This is a genomic window from Micromonospora olivasterospora (assembly GCF_007830265.1).
In the GTDB taxonomy this organism is placed as follows: Bacteria; Actinomycetota; Actinomycetes; order Mycobacteriales; family Micromonosporaceae; genus Micromonospora; species Micromonospora olivasterospora.
The window spans coordinates 4,674,601-4,690,961 of sequence record NZ_VLKE01000001.1 but is presented as its reverse complement, the minus strand read 5'-3'; the positions used below and the strand labels follow the sequence as shown (position 1 = coordinate 4,690,961).

The following is a 16,361-nucleotide window of genomic DNA, read 5'->3' as shown; positions in this document are numbered from 1 at the left end:
AGGCGCGGTACGCCCGGGGGCTCAGGCCAGCGGGCGGGACGCCACCCGGTGCAGGGCGACCAGGGCCACGGCGAGCACCAGCAGCGCGGGCCCGAGCGCCTCGACCGAGGTGCGCCCGAGCAGTACCCCGATCCCGGTGGGCACCACCGATCCGCCCAGCCCGGCGGCGGCGGTCTGCACGCCGATGGTCCGGTCCGCGTGCGCGGCGCCCACCCGCTCGGCCGTGTTGAGGGTGAGCAGCGGGTAGACCGGGGCGGCGGCGAAGCCCAGCACCAGCAGTCCGCTCACCGCGACCCAGGCGGGCGCGGGCAGGGCGACCAGCGCCGCCCCGGCGGCCATCCCGAGCAGGCTGCCGCGCAGTACCCGCCCGGGCCCGAGCCGCTCGGCCCCGATCCCCTGCACGACCCGCCCCACGAACAGGCTGGCCCAGTAGCCGGACAGGGCCACGCCGGCCGCCCCGGCGGTCAGCCCTCGCCCTTCGGTGAGCAGCAGGAACGCCCACAGTCCGGTGCCGATCTCGATCGCCACGTACACGACGAAGGCGACCGCGCCCAGCCAGACCGTCGGCAGACGCAGCGTGTCGCGGGCCCGGGCCGGGGTGGCCGCGGGTGCAGGTGGGTCCCCGTACGGCCCCGCCGGCGCCCGGTGACCCGCTGCCCACCGGTGGCGAGGAAGCGGACGGCGTCCCCGGTGCCGAGCGTCCCGGCGCCACCGGGGGTGACGGTGCCGCGCGGGACGAGCAGCTGCAGGAACGGCGCCCTCGGCAGTTGCCCACTCTGTCCGGGCTGCAGCCGGGCGGCGTAGAGGGCCGTTCCGCCAGGCCCGCACGGTCCGGGCGAACGCGGCCGCGAGGGCGAGCTGGGCGGCGGCGACCACGCCGTACCCCCAGCGCCAGTCGAGGCCGGCGTTGAGCACCCCCGTCAGGATCAGCGGGCCGGCGGCCACGCCGAGGCCGAAGAACGCGTGCATCCAGTTCATGTGCCGCGCGCCGAACGCCCCGGCCGCGTACGCGTTGAGTCCGGAATCGATCGCGCCGGAGCCCAGGCCGAGCAGCAGCGCGCAGCCGGTCGTGACGGCCATCGCGGGGCTGGTGGCGTAGCCGGTGAGGGCGAGGCTGGTCAGCAGGGTGCTGCCGGCGAGCAGCGCGCCGACGCCGAGGCGGGCCAGGGTGAACCCGGCCAGCACGCTGGAGGTCAGGTAGCCGGTGCTCCCCGCGGTGAGCAGCAGACCCACGGCCTCGATCGGCACGCCCAGGTCCGCGCGGATGGACGGCCAGCCGACGCCGAGCAGCCCGTCGGGCAGGCCGAGGCTCGCGAACGCGAGGTAGGCGAGCAGGAGCAGGGCGGCACGGGGCGGGGAGGCCCGGGGCGGGGAGGCCCGGGGCGGGGAGGCCCGGGCGGGGAGGCCCGGGGCGGGAGGCCCGGGGCGGGGAGGCACAGGGCTGGGAGGGGGCCACGGGGCACCATCCTGCCCCAGTTCTGGCAGGAGGCTCCGCCCCGATAGCCGCCTCCCCGAAACGACAAGAATCGCGGGCTGAACGGTCAGAAGAACGGACAGGTCAGCCAGAATCGCCAGATGGGCTGACGGCGATCAGGGGCCGCCGCGTAAGACTTTCGGGATGCAACAGGGCTCCGGCTTCCTCACCCTTCGTCAGCGCCGCCTCGCCTGGCTCGGCTTCCTGCTCGCCGCCGTCCAGGCGCCGATCGCCGCCAAGCTGGTCTCCGACGACTCGTGGCTGTTCAGCCTCTGCGTCGCCCTGATGGTGGCCACCCTGATCATCGCGGACGACGCCGCCCGGCGCCGCACGGCCGGCGCGCGCTCCTCGGACTGACCTGCGGCGGCAGCGCCCCGGATCGGGCTCAGCCCGCCGCGCCCGGGCGCGCCTCGTGGCCCGGGCGGCCCCGGGTGCGCCGCCGCTCCTTCATCTCCGCCTCGTACAGGTGGCGCCGGCCGCCCACCAACTCCTCGCGGGCCTGCCGGTCGACGTCCCGGAACAACGCGTAGTAGCCGTCGTCGAAGTCCTCGACGATCTGGAACGTCCACCGGCCGGCGATCACGTTGCGGCCCAGCAGGTCGGTCGAGATCCGCTCGGCGATCGCGTCGTGCCCGGCCTCGCGGAACCGTGCCACCGCGTCGTCGAGCATGAGGTCGGCGTGGCCGACCAGTTGGTGCAGCGAGTACAGGTGCCCGCGCGCCCGCTCGATCGCCTCCAGCGCCTCGCTGAGTTTGCCCAGGGCGGTCACCGTGGCGTCGCTCACCCCCGCCGGCCGGCGGTGCCGCTCGTCGGGTCCGTCCTGCCGTCCCATCCGTACCTCCACCCGTGTCGGCTGCGCGGTTCGCGTTTCCCCTCCTGCGCCACGGTTTCCCTTCTGCCCCGCCGCGACCGGGTCAATCCCCTCGGCCGGGGGTCGGACCGATGGGTGGAGGACCCGGTACCGGCCGGAGGGCCGAGGCGGCACCCGCCGGCGGCCGGTTAGCCTCGATCCTCATGCGTGTGCCGTTCAACCGGGTGGCGACCCCCGCCGTCACGGACTCCGCCGACGCCGTCCTCGCCGCGCTGGCCGCCTCCCTCGGCACCGCCGGGCTCGCCGCCGCGGCGGCCCGCCCCGGGCTGCTCGCCGAGGTCGACCAGCACGCGGCGGCCGTACGCGACAGCCTCGACGGGGACGCCCGGCCGCTGACCCGCGCCGCGCTCGCCGGGTACGTCGAGGGCGTGCGGTCGGCCGCCCGGGAGCACGGCTGGCGCGCCCCGCAGGGGCCGACCGACTGGTCCGAGCCGGACTGGCTGCTCACCCGGCTGCTGGCGGTCTGCGCGCTGGCGGAGTCCCTGCCCGCCCGTCCCCCGGCCGCGCCGCCCCGCTGAGCCCCGCGCCGACCGGCGGGTCGCCCGCCGGCGTTCCCGACCCGTCCCGCCGAGCCCGCGCCGGTCCCTCGGTCCCCGACCCGTCCCGCCCGTACGGCGGGAGGGCGCCCGCGCCCCCGCGCGGACACCCTCCCCTGCTCCCGCTCCGGCTCAGCCGGTCGGGCGCGGGAACTGCTGGGTCTCCTCGCCCCGGCCGCCCCGGGCCCCGGACATCGACTCCGGGTGCGACATGGCGCGGGCGCGCTCGGCCGCCGCCCGGTCGGCCATCTGCCGCTCCACGTCGCCCCGCCCGGCGGCCTCGGCCTCCCGGCGCTCCCGGATCGCCCGGGACTCCTCGGCGGCGCGGTTCAGCCAGTTCTCCCACCTGCTCTGCATCGGCTTCACCAGGCCGCCGCCCACGCCGACGACCAGGATGCCGGCCACCGTGGCGAGCACCGCGATCAGCACCGGGGTGGTCACGGTGGTGGCGATGCCCACCTGGTTCAGGGCCGCGATGATGCCGAGCGCCAGGATGAAGATCGCCGTCACGTCGGCCAGGAACCGCCCGTAGGACAGCCCGCCGAGCGCGCCGGTGACCAGGTCGCGTACGGCGTTGGCGATGGCGGCGGCGATCACCACGATGACGATCGCGACGAACGCCCGCGGCAGCCAGGAGACGACGCCCCGGATCAGGTCGCTGATCGCGTTCGGACCCCACACGCCGAAGGCGAACTGCAGGGTGAACAGCAGCACGGCGTAGTACGCCAACCGCGCCAGGATGCTGCTGGCGTCGTACTTGGTGCGCTCCAGCGCCCGCTTGACGCCACCGCGCTCCACCCACCGGTCGAACCCGACCCGTTCCAGCACCTTGTCCACGATCTTGAGCACCGCTCTGGCGACGAGCCAGCCCACCACGAGGATCACGATGAAGGCAACGGCCCTCGGGACGAACAGCAGCACTGATCTCCAGAAGTCGGTCAGGGCGGCCCCGATGTTGACCTGCCCGACCGCGAGGGTTGTCGGCATGGTGTCCCTCCTGTCGCATGGACTTCGGCGGGCGCATACCCGGCCCGTCGGACGACACGCGGCCCGATCCGTCCGAATTTCCCGACATCTCCTCCGAAAGTGGTGCTGACCTGCCCTGGCGTCACCGGCACCCGACCGGGCCGGTGGCCGTCCCACACCGGTCGGCGACGCGCTCGGACCGTTCGGCGCACGCTCCGGCTAGGCTGCGGACATGCCAGGCACCGTCGGGCGCGTCCCCACGCCCACCACGCCCGCCGGGGAGGCCACCGGCTCCGACGCGGCCGGCGTCGTTCCCGGTCCCGGCTGGGCCGGCACCGCGCTCGGCCCGCGGCAGGGCTGGGACCCGGCGGTGCGCGCGGTCGTGGACCTGGTGCTCGCCTCCCCGGTGCCGATGGCGTTCGCCTACGGCGAGGACCTCCTGCTGCTGTACAACGACGGGTACGCGGCGCTGATCGGCGACCGGCACCCGGCGGCGATGGGCCGGCCGGCGGCGGAGGTGTTCGCCGACTCCTGGCACGAGCCGGGCGTCGGCGACGTGCTCACGCGCGCGTACCGGCACGGCGAGTCGTTCCTGGACCGGGAGGCCGTCCTCCCGCACGACCAGCGCCGCCCCGACGCCCGGCAGCAGGCCGCCTTCACCCGGGGTCACTCCCCCGTGCGCGACGGCGCCGGACGCGTCGTCGGGGTGCTGACCATCGCCGCCGAGACCAGCCAGGTCACCGAGCAGTTGCAGAGCCTGGGCGAGTTCGCCGCCGCGCTGGCCGGCACCCTCACCCTCGACGACGTCGCCCGCGTGACCCTGCGCTACGCGCTCGCCTCGTTCGACGCCGACCGGGTCGCCTTCGGGGTGGACGAGGGCGCGGGGTGGCGGATGGTCCGCCGGGTACGCGGAGAGCTGCTCGACGAGGCCGACGAGCGGCTGCCTCCGCTGTGGCGGCGGTCGCCCGCCGACGCCGCGGGCCCGCTGGTCGCGGCCGCGCGCAGCGGCGTGCCCCAGTACGTCGGTGACGGCCAGCCGCTGCGCGAGATCGCCGCGGACCGGCACGACCAGAAGGTGCGGGCGCTGGCGGCCCAGCCGCTGCGCACGTCGGCGCTGCGCGGCGCGCTGACCGTCGGCCATCACCGGACGCATTCGTGGTCGGCCGCCGAGCGGGCCCTGCTGGCGGCCTCGGCCGAGCTGGTCGGCCAGGCGGCCGAGCGCGCCCGCCGGTTCGAGACCCAGCACGGCACCGCCCAGCTGCTCCAGCGCAGCATGCTCCCGGCGCGGCTGCCCGACCTGCCCGGCTGCGCATCGCCGCCCGGTACGATCCCGGCGTCGACGGCAACGCCGCGGGCGGCGACTTCTACGACGCGTTCCTGCTGCCCACCGGGCAGCTCGGCGTCGTCCTCGGCGACGTGGCCGGCCACGACGTCCAGGCCGCCGCCCGGATGGGCCAGGTCCGGGCGGCGCTGCGCGCGTTGGCGCTGACCGACCCCCGCCCGGATGCCGTACTCGCCGGCCTCGACCGCCTGGTGGACAGCCTCGGCACCGAGACCGGCACCCACGAGCTGTTCGTGACCGTGGTGTTCGGCGTGATCGACGCCGACCGCGAACTGCTCACGCTGGCCAGCGCGGGGCATCCCGCGCCGCTGGTGCGGCGGTGCGCGCCCGGCGGCGAGCCGGTGGCCGAGTACGTCGACGTGCCGCCCGGAGCCCCCCTGGGGCTGGGCTGCGCCCCGCGCACCGCCACCGTCCGCTTCGCCCCCGGCGACACGCTGCTGCTGTTCAGCGACGGGGTGGTGGAGCGGCGCCGGCTGGGCCTCACCGCCGGGCTCGACGGGCTCGCCGCCGCGGTGGCCGGCGCGGCCAGCGGCGACCCGCGGGCGCTGTGCGCGGTGGCCACCGCCGCCGTCGAGGGCGCGACCGAGGACGACGTCGCCGTCCTCGCCGTGGAGCACGCGCTGATGCCCAGCCGCTCGGCGAGCATGGAGGTGCCGGCGGAGCCGACCGCACCGAGCCGGGTGCGGCACTGGATGACGGCGCAGCTCACCGACTGGCAGGTGCCCGAGTCGGTGGTGGGTGCCGCCGTGCTGTGCACCAGCGAGCTGACCACCAACGCGTTGCTGCACGCCGGCACGGCCGCCCGGGTCGACATCGACCTCAGCCCGGAGCGGCTGCTGGTGTCCGTGGCCGACTCCGGCACCCGGGGCACGGTGACCCGGCCACAGACGGACACGCTGAGCAGCCGGGGCCGCGGGCTCGGCCTGATCGAGCAGCTCAGCGACGCCTGGGGTACCGACCCGACCGTGCGCGGCTCGACGGTCTGGTTCGAGATCCTCATTCCGCCGGCGTAGGCACGCGTCGCCGCGACGCCGACCGGGTAGGAGGGGACGCATGAGCACGGAGAAGCCCCGCGGAGTCCTCCTCGACGTCGACGGCACCCTCGTCGACACCACCTACCTGCACACGGTCAGCTGGTGGGAGGCCCTGCGCCAGGCCAACCAGCCGGTGCCGATGGCGCTGATCCACCGGTCCGTCGGCATGGGCTCGGACAAGCTCCTCGACCACCTGCTCGGACCGGAGCGGGACCGGAGCGCCGACGGCCGGCTGCGCGACGCCCACGACTGCCTGTACGCCGAGTACTGGGAGCGGCTGACCCCGCTGCCCCGCGCCACCGACCTGCTGCGGACGCTGGCCGCCCGGGGGCTGCGGGTGGTGCTCGCCACCTCCGCCGCCGAGCACGAGGTCGGCGCGCTGCGCCGGGCGCTCGCCGCCGACGACGTGATCGACGAGGTCACCTCCTCGGCGGACGCGGACCGCAGCAAGCCCGCGCCGGACATCCTGGTCGCGGCGCTGGAGCAGTCCGGCCTGGAGTCGTCCCGGGTGGTCTTCGTCGGCGACTCGGTCTGGGACGTCGCCGCCGCCGGCAAGCTGGACATCCCCTGCGTCGGCCTGACCTGCGGCGGCACCAGCCGGGGCGAGCTTGCCGGGGCCGGCGCGGTGGCCGTCTACGACGACCCGGCCGCGCTGCTGGACGCGCTGGAGGACTCTCCGATCGCCAAGCTGACCTGAGCGCCCGGTCGGAAGATCGATTCCGGACACCGGCGCATACCGCGACGGCGGACGGGGCAAGGTCCGTCACCACCTGCCCGCGGCGGCGCGGGCGAGGCCGAAGGGTGGTGTCGTGGAGCCGGTAGACGTCGCGTTCGCGGTGGTGGGCCTGGGTGCCCTGCTCGCCGGGGTCCTGCCCCGGGTGCTCGAACGCCGGCCGTTGTCGATGCCGATCGCGTTCCTCGGCTTGGGCATGGTGATCTTCCTGCTCCCCATCGGGCTCCCCCGGCCCGATCCGCTGGCGTACCCGGAGCTCGCCACGCACCTCACCGAGGTGGGCGTGATCGTCGCGCTGATGGGGGCGGGTCTGAAGATCGACCGGCCGCTGAGCTGGGCGCGGTGGTCGTCCACCTGGCGGCTGCTGGGGGTCGCTATGCCGCTGTGCATCGCGGCGGTGGCGTTGCTCGGCTGGTGGTGGGCCGGGCTGGTCCCGGCCGCCGCGCTGCTGCTCGGCGCGGCGCTCGCCCCGACCGACCCGGTGCTCGCCTCCGACGTGCAGGTCGGCGAGCCGACCGACGTGGAGGACTCCGAGGACGAGGTGCGTTTCGCGCTCACCTCGGAGGCCGGCCTCAACGACGGCCTGGCCTTCCCCTTCGTGTCCGCGGCGATCGCGCTCGCCGCCGCCGGGCCCGCCCCGGCCGACTGGCTGGGCCGGTGGCTCACCGTCGACGTGCTGTACAGGCTGGCCGTCGGCGTCGGCGGCGGGCTGCTGGTGGGCTGGCTGCTCGGCAAGCTGTTCTTCCGGGCCCCCCGCGACCTGCGGCTGGCCCGGCACGCCGAGGGCTTCCTGGCCCTGGCCGCCACGTTCCTGGCGTACGGGCTGGTCGAGGTCGCCGGCGGGTACGGCTTCCTGGCCGTTTTCGTGGCGGCGCGGGCGATCCGGGCCGCGGAGCGTACCCACGAGTTCCACACCGTGCTGCACGACTTCGCCGAGCAGACCGAGCGGCTGCTCACCGTCCTGTTGCTGCTGCTCTTCGGCGGGGCCGTGGTCGGCGGCCTGCTCGCGCCGTTGACCTGGCCGGCGGCGCTGGTCGGGCTGGCCCTCGTCCTGGTGGTCCGGCCCCTGACGGCGTGGCTGTCGCTGCGGGGCGCGCCGGGCCGGCCGGCGGAGCACTGGGTGATCGCCCTGTTCGGCATCCGGGGCGTCGGTTCGTTCTTCTACGTGGCGTACGCGACGACCAGGCTGGACTTCCCGCAGGCCGACCTGGTCTGGGCCACCGTCGGGCTGGTGGTGCTGGTCTCGGTGGTGGCGCACGGGGTGGCCGCCACCCCGGTCATGCAACTCCTGGACGACACCCCCACCCCCACCCCCCACACCCCCTCACCCCCACCCCTCCCACCCCTCCCACCCCTCCCACCCCCACCCCCACCCCACCCCCCGCACCCCCACCCCCGCCTGACCCCCGCGATCTTGCACTTATGGCCCGGACAAACGGGGCGAACACCGCGAACAAGGGGCCACAAGTGCAAGATCGCCGGGGTGGGGCGCGGGTCAGGCGCGGAGGGAGCTGGTCAGGGCGCGGCCCAGGTTTCGGCCGGAGAGCCAGGCCGTCTGGACGCGGGGGGTGACGCCGAAGGCGTCGCCCGCCAGGCCGATGCCGTCGGCGTCGAGGTGGTACGTCCCGCTGCCGCCGCCGGCCGGCTTCGCGTACGTCCAGCGGTGCACGTGCACGTGCTCGGCCGGCTCGGGCAGGCCGAACAGGTCCCGGACCGCCTGCTCGATCGCCGGCCCGGCCCCGGCCGGCTGGGCGAGGTGCCCGGCGGCGAACTCCGGCGTGGTGTGCGCGACGAGCACGGGCGCGCGGTCGCCGCGCCGGTCGCCGTCGTCACACACGACGCTCAGCAGCGGGTGGTCGTTGACGAACGCGCCCCGGAAGTCGGGCCAGCGCCGGGCCGGGAAGCGCAGCACCCCGGCGAGCGACGGGGACCACCGCTGAGCCCGCACCGCGGCGGTGGCCGCCGCCAGGGACGGGTCGAGCAGCAGGGCCGCCTGGGGCCCCGGCATGGCCAGTACCACGGCGGCGCAGGGCTCCCCGTCGGCCGTCGGGCCCGGCTCCACGCCGGACACGAGCCGGTCGACCGTGACCGGCAGCCCAGCGGCCAGGTGCTCGACCAGTGAGCGCAGTCCGCGCGGCGCCGCCCAGCGCATCGGGCCCCGGACCTCCCGTCGGCCCTGCGCGGAGTACGCCACGAACGTGTCCGTCCACTCCCGGGCCAGCCCGGCGTCCGCCCAGCCGCGCACCACCTCCGCGAAGTCGGGATCGCTGACGGTGAAGTACGCCGCCCCGATGTCGGCGGGGCGCCCCTCGAACCGCCTGCTGGCCATCCGACCACCGGACACCCGGGCCCGCTCCCGGATCTCCACGGGCACCCCGGCCCGCACCAGCTCGACGGCGCACGCCACGCCGGCGATCCCCGCCCCGACCACCACGACGCGCGCCCGCTCCGCATCCACCGGGCGATGGTATGCGCGCCGGGCCTCGCCGAGGGGCGCCGACCGGAAGCCGGACGGCGGCGGCCGGCATGGGACGGCGGGCCCCGGGGTATCAGCACACCCGTTCGAGAAGGGGTGGAAGGGGTGACAGCATGACGGACCGCGACAGCAGCAACGCCAACCGGGCCATCAAGGATCCGGACGACTGGGTCACGGGCGACGAGCCGCCGACCGCCGCGCAGGAGTCGTACCTGCACACGCTCGCGCGGGAGGCCGGGGCGGACGTGCCCGCCGACCTGACCAAGGCCGAGGCGGCGAAGCGCATCGACGAACTCCAGGCGGAGACCGGCCGGGGACAGTGAGCAGCCGGGGCGTAAGCGGCCCTGGGCGTGAGCGGCCCTGGGCGTGAGCGGCCCCGGGGCGGCCGGAGCGTGAGCGGCCCCGGGGCGGCCGGAGCGTGAGCAGCCCCGGGCGGCCGGAGCGTGAGCAGCCCCGGGGCGGCCGGGGCGTTAGCGGCCGGGCGCGAGCGGTCGAAGCCGGTGCGTCAGCGGCGCGGTGGCAGGCGGTGCAGCTCGACGCGGTCAAGCCGCCCCGCCGCCGCCTCCGCCGTCAGGTAGGTGGCGTACGGCTGCCGGCGCCGGTCGGTCGGCGAGCCGGGGTTGAGCAGGCGCAGGCCGCCCGGGGCGACGCTGTCCCAGGGGATGTGCGAGTGGCCGAAGACGAGCAGGTCGCAGTCCCCGTACGCGGCGGCGCAGCGCTCCTCCCGGCGGGCGCTCGGGCCGGTCTCGTGCACCACCGCCACTCGGACGCCGGCGAGCTCCACCCGGGCCACCTCGGGCAGCCGGGCCCGCAACTCGGGCCCGTCGTTGTTGCCGTACACCCCGACGAGCCGGCGCGCCCGGCGCTCCAGCGCGTCCAGCAGCGCGACGTCGACCCAGTCCCCGGCGTGCAGCACCACGTCGGCGGCGTCGATCGCCGCCCAGAGCTCTCCGGGCAGGTCGCGGGCCCGCTTCGGAACGTGGGTGTCGGCCGTGATGACCAGGCGCACTCCGCCATTCTCGCCCCCCGCCGGCCGCCCCGGGGCCCACCCGCCCGCCGTCGGCGCGCCTGCGCGCCTGCGGCCGCGGTGAGCAGACTGATTCACGGAAAGAGTGGCCATTCGACCCCGCATAGCCACTCTTTCCGTGAGTCTGCGCCGACGGTACCTACGCGCCCTGGCCCTGGTTCTGCATGAGGCCGCCGTCCATGAAGTACGTCGACCCGGTGACGTAGTCGGCGTCGTCGCTGGCCAGGAAGACGGCGAGCTTGCCGATCTCCTCCGGCTCGGCGGCCCGCTTCCAGGGGATGCTCTGCACCTGCTCCTCCAGGTACTTCGGGTTGTCGATGGCCTCCTGGTTGAACGGGGTGAGCACCATCCCGGGGCCGATGTTGTTGACGTTGAGGTGCATCGGCGCCACCTCCAGGGCGAGGCTCTTGGCGAACTCGAGCAGCGCCCCCTTGCTGGCGTCGTAGTCGGCGCCGCCGGCCCGGGCCACCTCCTGGTGGATCGACGTGATGTTGATGATCTTCCCCCGGCCGCCCTGGTCCCGGCGGTGCCGCACGAAGCGGCGGGAGCAGAAGAACGCGCCGTAGACGTTGGTGCGGATCGCCCGGTCCCAGGTCTCGGTGTCCAGGTCGGCGACGGGGATGCCGGAGGCGTCCACGCCGGCGTCGTTCATCAGCACGTCGAGGGTGCCGAACTCCGCCAGGGCCTCGTCGAACATCGCCTCGACCTGCCGCTCGTCGCTGATGTCGCCCTGCACGACCACCGCCCGCCGGCCCGCGTCGGCCACCCTGTCCCGGGTGTGGTTGGCGCCGGCGTGATCGTGCAGGTAGTGCACCACCACGTCGGCGCCCTCGCGGGCGAACTCGATCGCGGTCGCCTGGCCGATGCCCGAGTCCGAGCCGGTGATCAGTGCGGTCTTCCCCGCGAGCCGTCCGGTCATCGCTGTGCTCCCTCCGTTCGTCCCGCGCCGGCGGGCACGGGCCGGCGCGGACGGTCCGCGCCCTGACGTCGCCGCTCCGCCGCGTCGGTCAGCAGCCCGGCGGCGTTGATCAGTCCGATGTGCGAGAACGCCTGCGGGAAGTTGCCCAGTTGCTCCCCGGTGGCCTGGTCGATCTGCTCGGCGTACAGGCCGAGGTCGTTGACCCGCGCCGCGAGCTGCCCGAACAGGCGGTCGGCGCGCTCCAGCTCGCCGGCCAGCGCCAGGCAGCCGACCAGCCAGAACGAGCAGATGACGAAGCCGGCCGGGTCCGTGTCCCAGCGGCGCAGCAGGCCGTCGCGGGACAGTCCGGCCTCGACCACGTCCATCGTCGCGCGCATCCGCGGGTCGTCGGCCGGCAGGAAACCGACCAGCGGCATGATCAGGACGGAGGCGTCCAGCTCGTCGGAGTCGAAGGCCCCCGTGTACGCGCCGAGCCGGTCGTTCCAGCCCCGGGTCAGCACCGCCTCGCGGACGGCGTCGCGGGCCGCCGCCCAGCGGGCCACGTCCGTCGGGTCGCCGATGCGCGGACCGAAGCGCACCGCCCGGTCGAGCGCGGTCCAGCACTGCACCTTCGACGACAGGTAGTGCCGCTCGGCGTCCCGCGCCTCCCACATGCCCGCGTCGGGCCGGCGCCAGTCGGTCACCGCCTGGTCGGCCAGGTCCCGCAGCAGTTGGCGCACCTCCGGCGCCATCGGGTCGAGGTAGTGGCGCATCAGCCAGGCCGCGTCGAGGATCTCGCCGAGCACGTCGGTCTGCCGCTGCCGCCAGGCGTCGTTGCCGACGAAGACCGGCCGGCTGTCGGCGTACCCGGAGAGGTGGTCGAGGCGGTGCTCGGTGAGGTCACGCTCCCCCTCGACGCCGTACATGATCGGCACCGGCTCGTCGCCGATCCGGCCCATCGCCCGGGCCACCCAGGCGAACTGGCGGTTGGCCTCGTCGGGGCAGGCCGCCCGCCACAGCGCCTGGAGGGTGAGGCTGAAGTCCCGGACCCAGACGAAGCGGTAGTCGTAGTTGCGGTCGCCGCCCAGCTCCTCGGGCAGGGAGGTGGTCGCCGCCGCGACGATCGCGCCGCTGGGCTGGTACGTCATGCCCTGGACCACCAGCGCGCTGCGCCGCACCGGATCCGGGTACCGGCCGTGGTACGGGTGCAGCCCCGCCCACGACCGCCAGCACTCCGCCGTCTCGGCGATCGTCCGCGCCGCGTCCGGGACCTGCGGCGGGCCGGCGTCGTACATCGGGGCGTAGCCCAGGGTGAAGCCGTACGACTCGCCGGCCCGGACGGTGAACCGGGCGGTCGCCTCCCCGTCGCCGCACTCCACGGGCACGTCGCCGCGCAGCCGCAGCCGCTCCGCCCCGGCCGTGGCGTCGATCCCGCCGTCGCCGTCGACCAGGTACGCGGTCACCCGGCCGTAGGAGAAGCGCGGCCGGTAACGGAGCCGCATCGGCACCGTCCCGGAGACGCCCTCCACCACCCGGGCGAGGACCCGGGGCGAGCGCAGCCCGATGTCGTGGCCGCGCGCGTTGGGCTCCAGCGCGAGCGCGTCCGTCACCGCCACCGACCCCGTCCGGGTGGTGAGCACGGTACGCAGCACCAGCGTGTCGTCCAGGTACGCGCGCTCGGTGCCGAAGTCGTCCTCGGGCCGGATCGACCAGTGCCCCGCGTCGTCGTCGAGCAGCCGCCCGAACACCGACGGCGAGTCGAACCGGGCCGGGCACCACCAGTTGACCGAGCCGGCGCGGTCCACCAGGGCCGCGCTGCGGCCGTCGGCGAGGAAGCCGTGCTCGGCGATCCGTCCGCTGTCCACGGGTGTGCCTACCCGGCGGCGCCGACCGGCATTCGCCCGCCGACCCCCGGGTCACGCAATCCACCGGACGCGGCCCGCGGAGGTACCCGCCGTCGATCAAGAGGTTCACGTCAGATCGGAGATCAAGTCCGACGCAAACCTCTTGATCGACGGCGCGGAGGAGGGGTGGCGGGGTCCGGGCGGTGCGTTAGCGCCCCGGCGAGGCCGGGAACCCGGGCGGCTGACGAAGGAGGATGCTCATGGACAGACCCTCGAGCCAGACCGCCGCCTGGCGTCCCGGGATGCCGGGCCGCGACAACCTCCCGCCCGGTCCTGGGGGGCAGCCGGCCCCACCGAGCGCCGACGGTCACGGGCCGGAGGCCGGGCCGCCCACGGTGACGATCGGGTCGTACCCGGACTACCCGTCCGCGCAGCGTGTGGTCGACTTCCTCGCCGACAACGGGTTCCCGGTGGAGCGCAGCGCCATCGTGGGGACGAACCTCACCCTGGTCGAGACGGTGCTCGGGCGGATGACCACGGGCCGGGCGGCCCTCATCGGAGCGGGCACCGGGGCCTGGTTCGGCCTGTTCATCGGGCTGCTCTTCGGCATCTTCACCGCCGGCAACTGGATCGCGGTGATCCTGGTCGGCCTGGCGATCGGCGCGATCTGGGGCGCCGTGTTCGGTGCCGTGGCCCACGCCATGACCGGTGGCCAGCGGGACTTCACCTCGGCCAGCGCCCTGCGCGCCGGCCAGTACGCCGTGATCGTCGAGGCCGAGCTGGCCGACCAGGCCCGGCAGCTACTGGGCCGGATGCGGCTGGCGCCGTCCGGCGCGACCTCCCGCTGACGGCCGCCGCTGCGGCGCACGCGCGGCCGAGGGCGCCCAGGTGTCACCGAACGGCGCGGAGCGGCCGGTACCTGCGCCACGGACCGGCGGCCGGCGGCCCCGCCCGGCGCGCGGATCAGCGGTCGGTGGCGAGGCGGGCGTGCAGGTGCTCGTCGTACCGGGCGCCGTCGCCGTAGCGGTACGACTCGCGCAGCGTGCCCTCGGTGGCGTAGCCGGCGCGCAGGGCCACCCGGCAGGACGCCACGTTGGGCACGGCGTGGCACAGCTCGATCCGGTGCAGGCCGAGCCGCGCGAACGCCCACTCGGTGAGCAGCCGGACGGCCAGCGTGGCGACGCCCCGGCCGCGCGCCGCCGGGACCGTCCAGTAGCCGATGGCGGCATCGCCCTCGGGTGCGCGGATGCGGTGCAGGGAGACCGAGCCGAGCAGCGCGTCCCCGGCCGGGTCGGTGGCCGCGAGCGAGACGTGGTCGCCGCCGGACCAGTCGGCCCGTCGGCGGACCCAGTCCCGCGCACCGGGCAGGTCGGCCCCGCCGGGCGACGGGTTCCACCGGACGACCGCCGGGTCGCGCAGGGCCGTCAGCACGGCGGGGGCGTCCGTGTTCCGCCAGGGGCGCAGCAGCAGGCCGGGGGCGACGAGCTCGAACGGGTCCACGAGGCAGCAGTGTGGCACGCCGGCGACGGGCCCGCCCCCGGATTTCCGGGTCGCGTGCTTCAAATCCGAATCTCCGCCTCCGTCACAGGACTGTCGCGTCGGTCACTCCCACCCTCCGGAAACTAGTTAAATTTTGAAAAAGTGCTACTGTCGCCGCGTGACCGAGAGCCTGGACGCGGAGCGGATGGCCTGCTGGCGCGCGTACATCGAGTCGAGCCAGCGGCTGTTCACCCGGCTGGAGGACGACCTGCGGGCCGACAGCGAGCTCAGCTTCGCCGACTACCACGTGCTGGTCCTGCTCTCCGAGGCGCCGGGCCAGCGGCTGCGCATGGGCGAGCTGGCCGGCCGGCTGGTCTTCTCGCCCAGCCGGCTGACGTACCAGGTCTCGTCGATGCAGCGGCGGGGCCTGGTGGCCCGGCAGTCCTGCCCGCAGGACCGCCGCGGCAGCGAGGCGGTGCTCACCGCCGCCGGGCTGCTGGCCCTGCGCGAGGCCGCGCCGCACCACCTGCGGTCGGTGCGCGCCAACCTGATGGACGACCTCGACGACGCCGAGGTCGCCTGCCTGACCCGGGTCTTCGAACGCCTCGGCCGGCGGCTGCGCGCCGACCGCGACGCCTCGTCCACCCGCCCCGAGTAAGGAGTCCCGAGATGCCCGCCATCACCGTCGACGACGTCCTCGTCCTGCCCCGCCTGCCCCAGCTCGACGAGTCCACCACCTACCGGCCGGTCCGCCGGCTGACGACCGCGCCGAGCGGGTACGAGGGCGAGGGTTTCCCGGTGCGCCGGGCGTTCGCCGGCGTGCCGATGCAGGAGCTGGACCCGTTCATCCACCTCGACCAGATGGGCGAGGTCGACTACGCCCCGGGCGAGCCGAAGGGCACGGCGTGGCATCCGCACCGCGGCTTCGAGACGGTCACCTACATGATCGACGGGATCATGGACCACCAGGACTCGACCGGCGGGGGCGGCACCATCACCGACGGCGACACCCAGTGGATGACGGCGGGCAGCGGCCTGCTGCACATCGAGGCCCCGCCGGAGCACCTCGTGGTCAGCGGCGGCCTGTTCCACGGCCTCCAGCTCTGGGTCAACCTGCCCCGCGCGGCGAAGATGAAGCCGCCGCGTTACCAGGACATCCGCGGCCGGGAGTCGGCGCTGCTCACCACGCCGGACGGCGGCGCGCTGATCCGGGTCATCGCGGGCGAGGTCGCCGGGCACCGGGGACCGGGCTCGACCCACACCCCGATCACCATCGCCCACGTCACGGTGCAGCCCGGCGCCGAGCTGAGCCTGCCCTGGCAGCCGGACTTCAACGCGCTGGTCTACGTGCTCGCCGGGCGTGGCACGGTCGGCACCGACCGCCGGCCGATCCACACCGGTCAGCTCGCGGTGCACGGCCCGGGCGACGCGCTGCGGGTCACCGCCGACGCGCGGCAGGACTCGAACGCCCCCGCCCTGGAGCTCTACGTCATGGGCGGGCAGCCGATCCGGGAGCCCGTGGCCCACTACGGGCCGTTCGTGATGAACACCCGCGAGGAGCTGATCCAGGCGGTCGAGGACTTCCAGGCCGGCCGGCTCGGGGTGATCCCGGCCGAGCGGATGCCGCACACCGGCGGGCAGGGCAAGTCCGCCTGACCGTCCGACCCGGGGCCCGGGCGTC

Annotated in this window: 15 protein-coding genes and 2 pseudogenes; 9 read left to right on the top strand and 8 right to left on the bottom strand. The window is 75.4% G+C overall.

Features of this window, described 5'->3' with window-relative positions; translation table 11 throughout:
• Positions 1-21 precede the first annotated feature (21 nt).
• Positions 22-1,437, bottom strand: a complete 1,416-nt coding sequence (locus tag JD77_RS21730) for an MFS transporter (protein ID WP_211372627.1) — start codon at positions 1,435-1,437, stop codon at positions 22-24.
• A 181-nt stretch (positions 1,438-1,618) separates the two neighbouring features.
• On the opposite strand from JD77_RS21730, the gene JD77_RS21725 reads away from it, so the two are divergent.
• Positions 1,619-1,831, top strand: coding sequence for a hypothetical protein (locus tag JD77_RS21725; protein ID WP_145775939.1), 213 nt, complete (start codon positions 1,619-1,621; stop codon positions 1,829-1,831).
• Between the two features lie 28 nt (positions 1,832-1,859).
• Here the strand turns inward: JD77_RS21725 and JD77_RS21720 are convergent, their stop codons facing one another.
• Positions 1,860-2,306 (bottom strand): hypothetical protein, encoded by a 447-nt coding sequence (locus tag JD77_RS21720; RefSeq protein WP_145775938.1) that lies wholly within the window; start codon positions 2,304-2,306, stop codon positions 1,860-1,862.
• A 182-nt stretch (positions 2,307-2,488) separates the two neighbouring features.
• On the opposite strand from JD77_RS21720, the gene JD77_RS21715 reads away from it, so the two are divergent.
• A complete protein-coding gene (locus JD77_RS21715; RefSeq protein WP_145775937.1) occupies positions 2,489-2,863 on the top strand; it encodes a DUF6401 family natural product biosynthesis protein in 375 nt (124 codons plus the stop codon).
• A gap of 150 nt (positions 2,864-3,013) precedes the next feature.
• On the opposite strand, the gene JD77_RS21710 is transcribed toward JD77_RS21715, so the two are convergent.
• A complete protein-coding gene (locus tag JD77_RS21710; RefSeq protein ID WP_145775936.1) occupies positions 3,014-3,868 on the bottom strand; it encodes a mechanosensitive ion channel family protein in 855 nt (284 codons plus the stop codon).
• Positions 3,869-4,079: 211 nt separating this feature from the next.
• On the opposite strand from JD77_RS21710, the pseudogene JD77_RS21705 reads away from it, so the two are divergent.
• The 3 genes and pseudogenes from JD77_RS21705 to JD77_RS21695 all read left to right on the top strand — a co-directional run.
• A pseudogene (locus JD77_RS21705) lies at positions 4,080-6,202 on the top strand (ATP-binding SpoIIE family protein phosphatase).
• 40 nt (positions 6,203-6,242) lie between these two features.
• Positions 6,243-6,920 (top strand): HAD family hydrolase, encoded by a 678-nt coding sequence (locus JD77_RS21700; RefSeq protein WP_145775935.1) that lies wholly within the window; start codon positions 6,243-6,245, stop codon positions 6,918-6,920.
• A 112-nt stretch (positions 6,921-7,032) separates the two neighbouring features.
• A pseudogene (locus JD77_RS21695) lies at positions 7,033-8,229 on the top strand (cation:proton antiporter domain-containing protein); the annotation flags it as partial.
• A 222-nt stretch (positions 8,230-8,451) separates the two neighbouring features.
• Here JD77_RS21695 and JD77_RS21690 read toward each other — a convergent pair.
• Positions 8,452-9,414 carry an NAD(P)/FAD-dependent oxidoreductase gene (locus JD77_RS21690; protein WP_145775934.1) on the bottom strand — a complete coding sequence of 321 codons (963 nt, stop codon included), beginning with the start codon at positions 9,412-9,414 and terminating at the stop codon, positions 8,452-8,454.
• Between the two features lie 131 nt (positions 9,415-9,545).
• Here JD77_RS21690 and JD77_RS21685 point away from each other — a divergent pair, with 131 nt between their 5' ends.
• Positions 9,546-9,755, top strand: coding sequence for a DUF3072 domain-containing protein (locus JD77_RS21685; RefSeq protein ID WP_145775933.1), 210 nt, complete (start codon positions 9,546-9,548; stop codon positions 9,753-9,755).
• 182 nt (positions 9,756-9,937) lie between these two features.
• On the opposite strand, the gene JD77_RS21680 is transcribed toward JD77_RS21685, so the two are convergent.
• The 3 genes from JD77_RS21680 to JD77_RS21670 form a co-directional block, all read right to left on the bottom strand.
• Positions 9,938-10,441 carry a metallophosphoesterase family protein gene (locus JD77_RS21680; protein WP_145775932.1) on the bottom strand — a complete coding sequence of 168 codons (504 nt, stop codon included), beginning with the start codon at positions 10,439-10,441 and terminating at the stop codon, positions 9,938-9,940.
• Positions 10,442-10,598: 157 nt separating this feature from the next.
• The gene (locus JD77_RS21675; RefSeq protein ID WP_145775931.1) at positions 10,599-11,378 is read right to left on the bottom strand and encodes a glucose 1-dehydrogenase; all 780 of its coding nucleotides are present in this window, start codon (positions 11,376-11,378) and stop codon (positions 10,599-10,601) included.
• Complete coding sequence (locus JD77_RS21670) at positions 11,375-13,222, bottom strand: glycoside hydrolase family 15 protein (protein WP_145775930.1); 1,848 nt, start codon at positions 13,220-13,222, stop codon at positions 11,375-11,377. Before JD77_RS21670 ends, JD77_RS21675 begins: the two co-directional genes overlap by 4 nt.
• Positions 13,223-13,461: 239 nt before the next feature.
• On the opposite strand from JD77_RS21670, the gene JD77_RS21665 reads away from it, so the two are divergent.
• A complete protein-coding gene (locus JD77_RS21665) occupies positions 13,462-14,049 on the top strand; it encodes a general stress protein (protein WP_145775929.1) in 588 nt (195 codons plus the stop codon).
• 115 nt (positions 14,050-14,164) lie between these two features.
• Here the strand turns inward: JD77_RS21665 and JD77_RS21660 are convergent, their stop codons facing one another.
• A complete protein-coding gene (locus JD77_RS21660; RefSeq protein ID WP_145775928.1) occupies positions 14,165-14,701 on the bottom strand; it encodes a GNAT family N-acetyltransferase in 537 nt (178 codons plus the stop codon).
• A gap of 157 nt (positions 14,702-14,858) precedes the next feature.
• On the opposite strand from JD77_RS21660, the gene JD77_RS21655 reads away from it, so the two are divergent.
• Both JD77_RS21655 and JD77_RS21650 read left to right on the top strand, forming a co-directional pair.
• A complete protein-coding gene (locus JD77_RS21655) occupies positions 14,859-15,338 on the top strand; it encodes a MarR family winged helix-turn-helix transcriptional regulator (protein ID WP_145775927.1) in 480 nt (159 codons plus the stop codon).
• 11 nt (positions 15,339-15,349) lie between these two features.
• Positions 15,350-16,336, top strand: a complete 987-nt coding sequence (locus JD77_RS21650) for a pirin family protein (protein ID WP_145775926.1) — start codon at positions 15,350-15,352, stop codon at positions 16,334-16,336.
• Positions 16,337-16,361: the final 25 nt, after the last annotated feature.

What these genes read in the sequence shown, in the direction of transcription:
- JD77_RS21720 (WP_145775938.1), bottom strand. Translation starts at nt 2,306, where the DNA reads ATGGGACGGCAGGACGGACCCGACGAGCGGCACCGCCGGCCGGCGGGG.
- JD77_RS21650 (WP_145775926.1), top strand. Translation starts at nt 15,350, where the DNA reads ATGCCCGCCATCACCGTCGACGACGTCCTCGTCCTGCCCCGCCTGCCC.
- JD77_RS21725 (WP_145775939.1), top strand. Translation starts at nt 1,619, where the DNA reads ATGCAACAGGGCTCCGGCTTCCTCACCCTTCGTCAGCGCCGCCTCGCC.
- JD77_RS21710 (WP_145775936.1), bottom strand. Translation starts at nt 3,868, where the DNA reads ATGCCGACAACCCTCGCGGTCGGGCAGGTCAACATCGGGGCCGCCCTG.
- JD77_RS21700 (WP_145775935.1), top strand. Translation starts at nt 6,243, where the DNA reads ATGAGCACGGAGAAGCCCCGCGGAGTCCTCCTCGACGTCGACGGCACC.
- JD77_RS21675 (WP_145775931.1), bottom strand. Translation starts at nt 11,378, where the DNA reads ATGACCGGACGGCTCGCGGGGAAGACCGCACTGATCACCGGCTCGGAC.
- JD77_RS21685 (WP_145775933.1), top strand. Translation starts at nt 9,546, where the DNA reads ATGACGGACCGCGACAGCAGCAACGCCAACCGGGCCATCAAGGATCCG.
- JD77_RS21665 (WP_145775929.1), top strand. Translation starts at nt 13,462, where the DNA reads ATGGACAGACCCTCGAGCCAGACCGCCGCCTGGCGTCCCGGGATGCCG.
- JD77_RS21715 (WP_145775937.1), top strand. Translation starts at nt 2,489, where the DNA reads ATGCGTGTGCCGTTCAACCGGGTGGCGACCCCCGCCGTCACGGACTCC.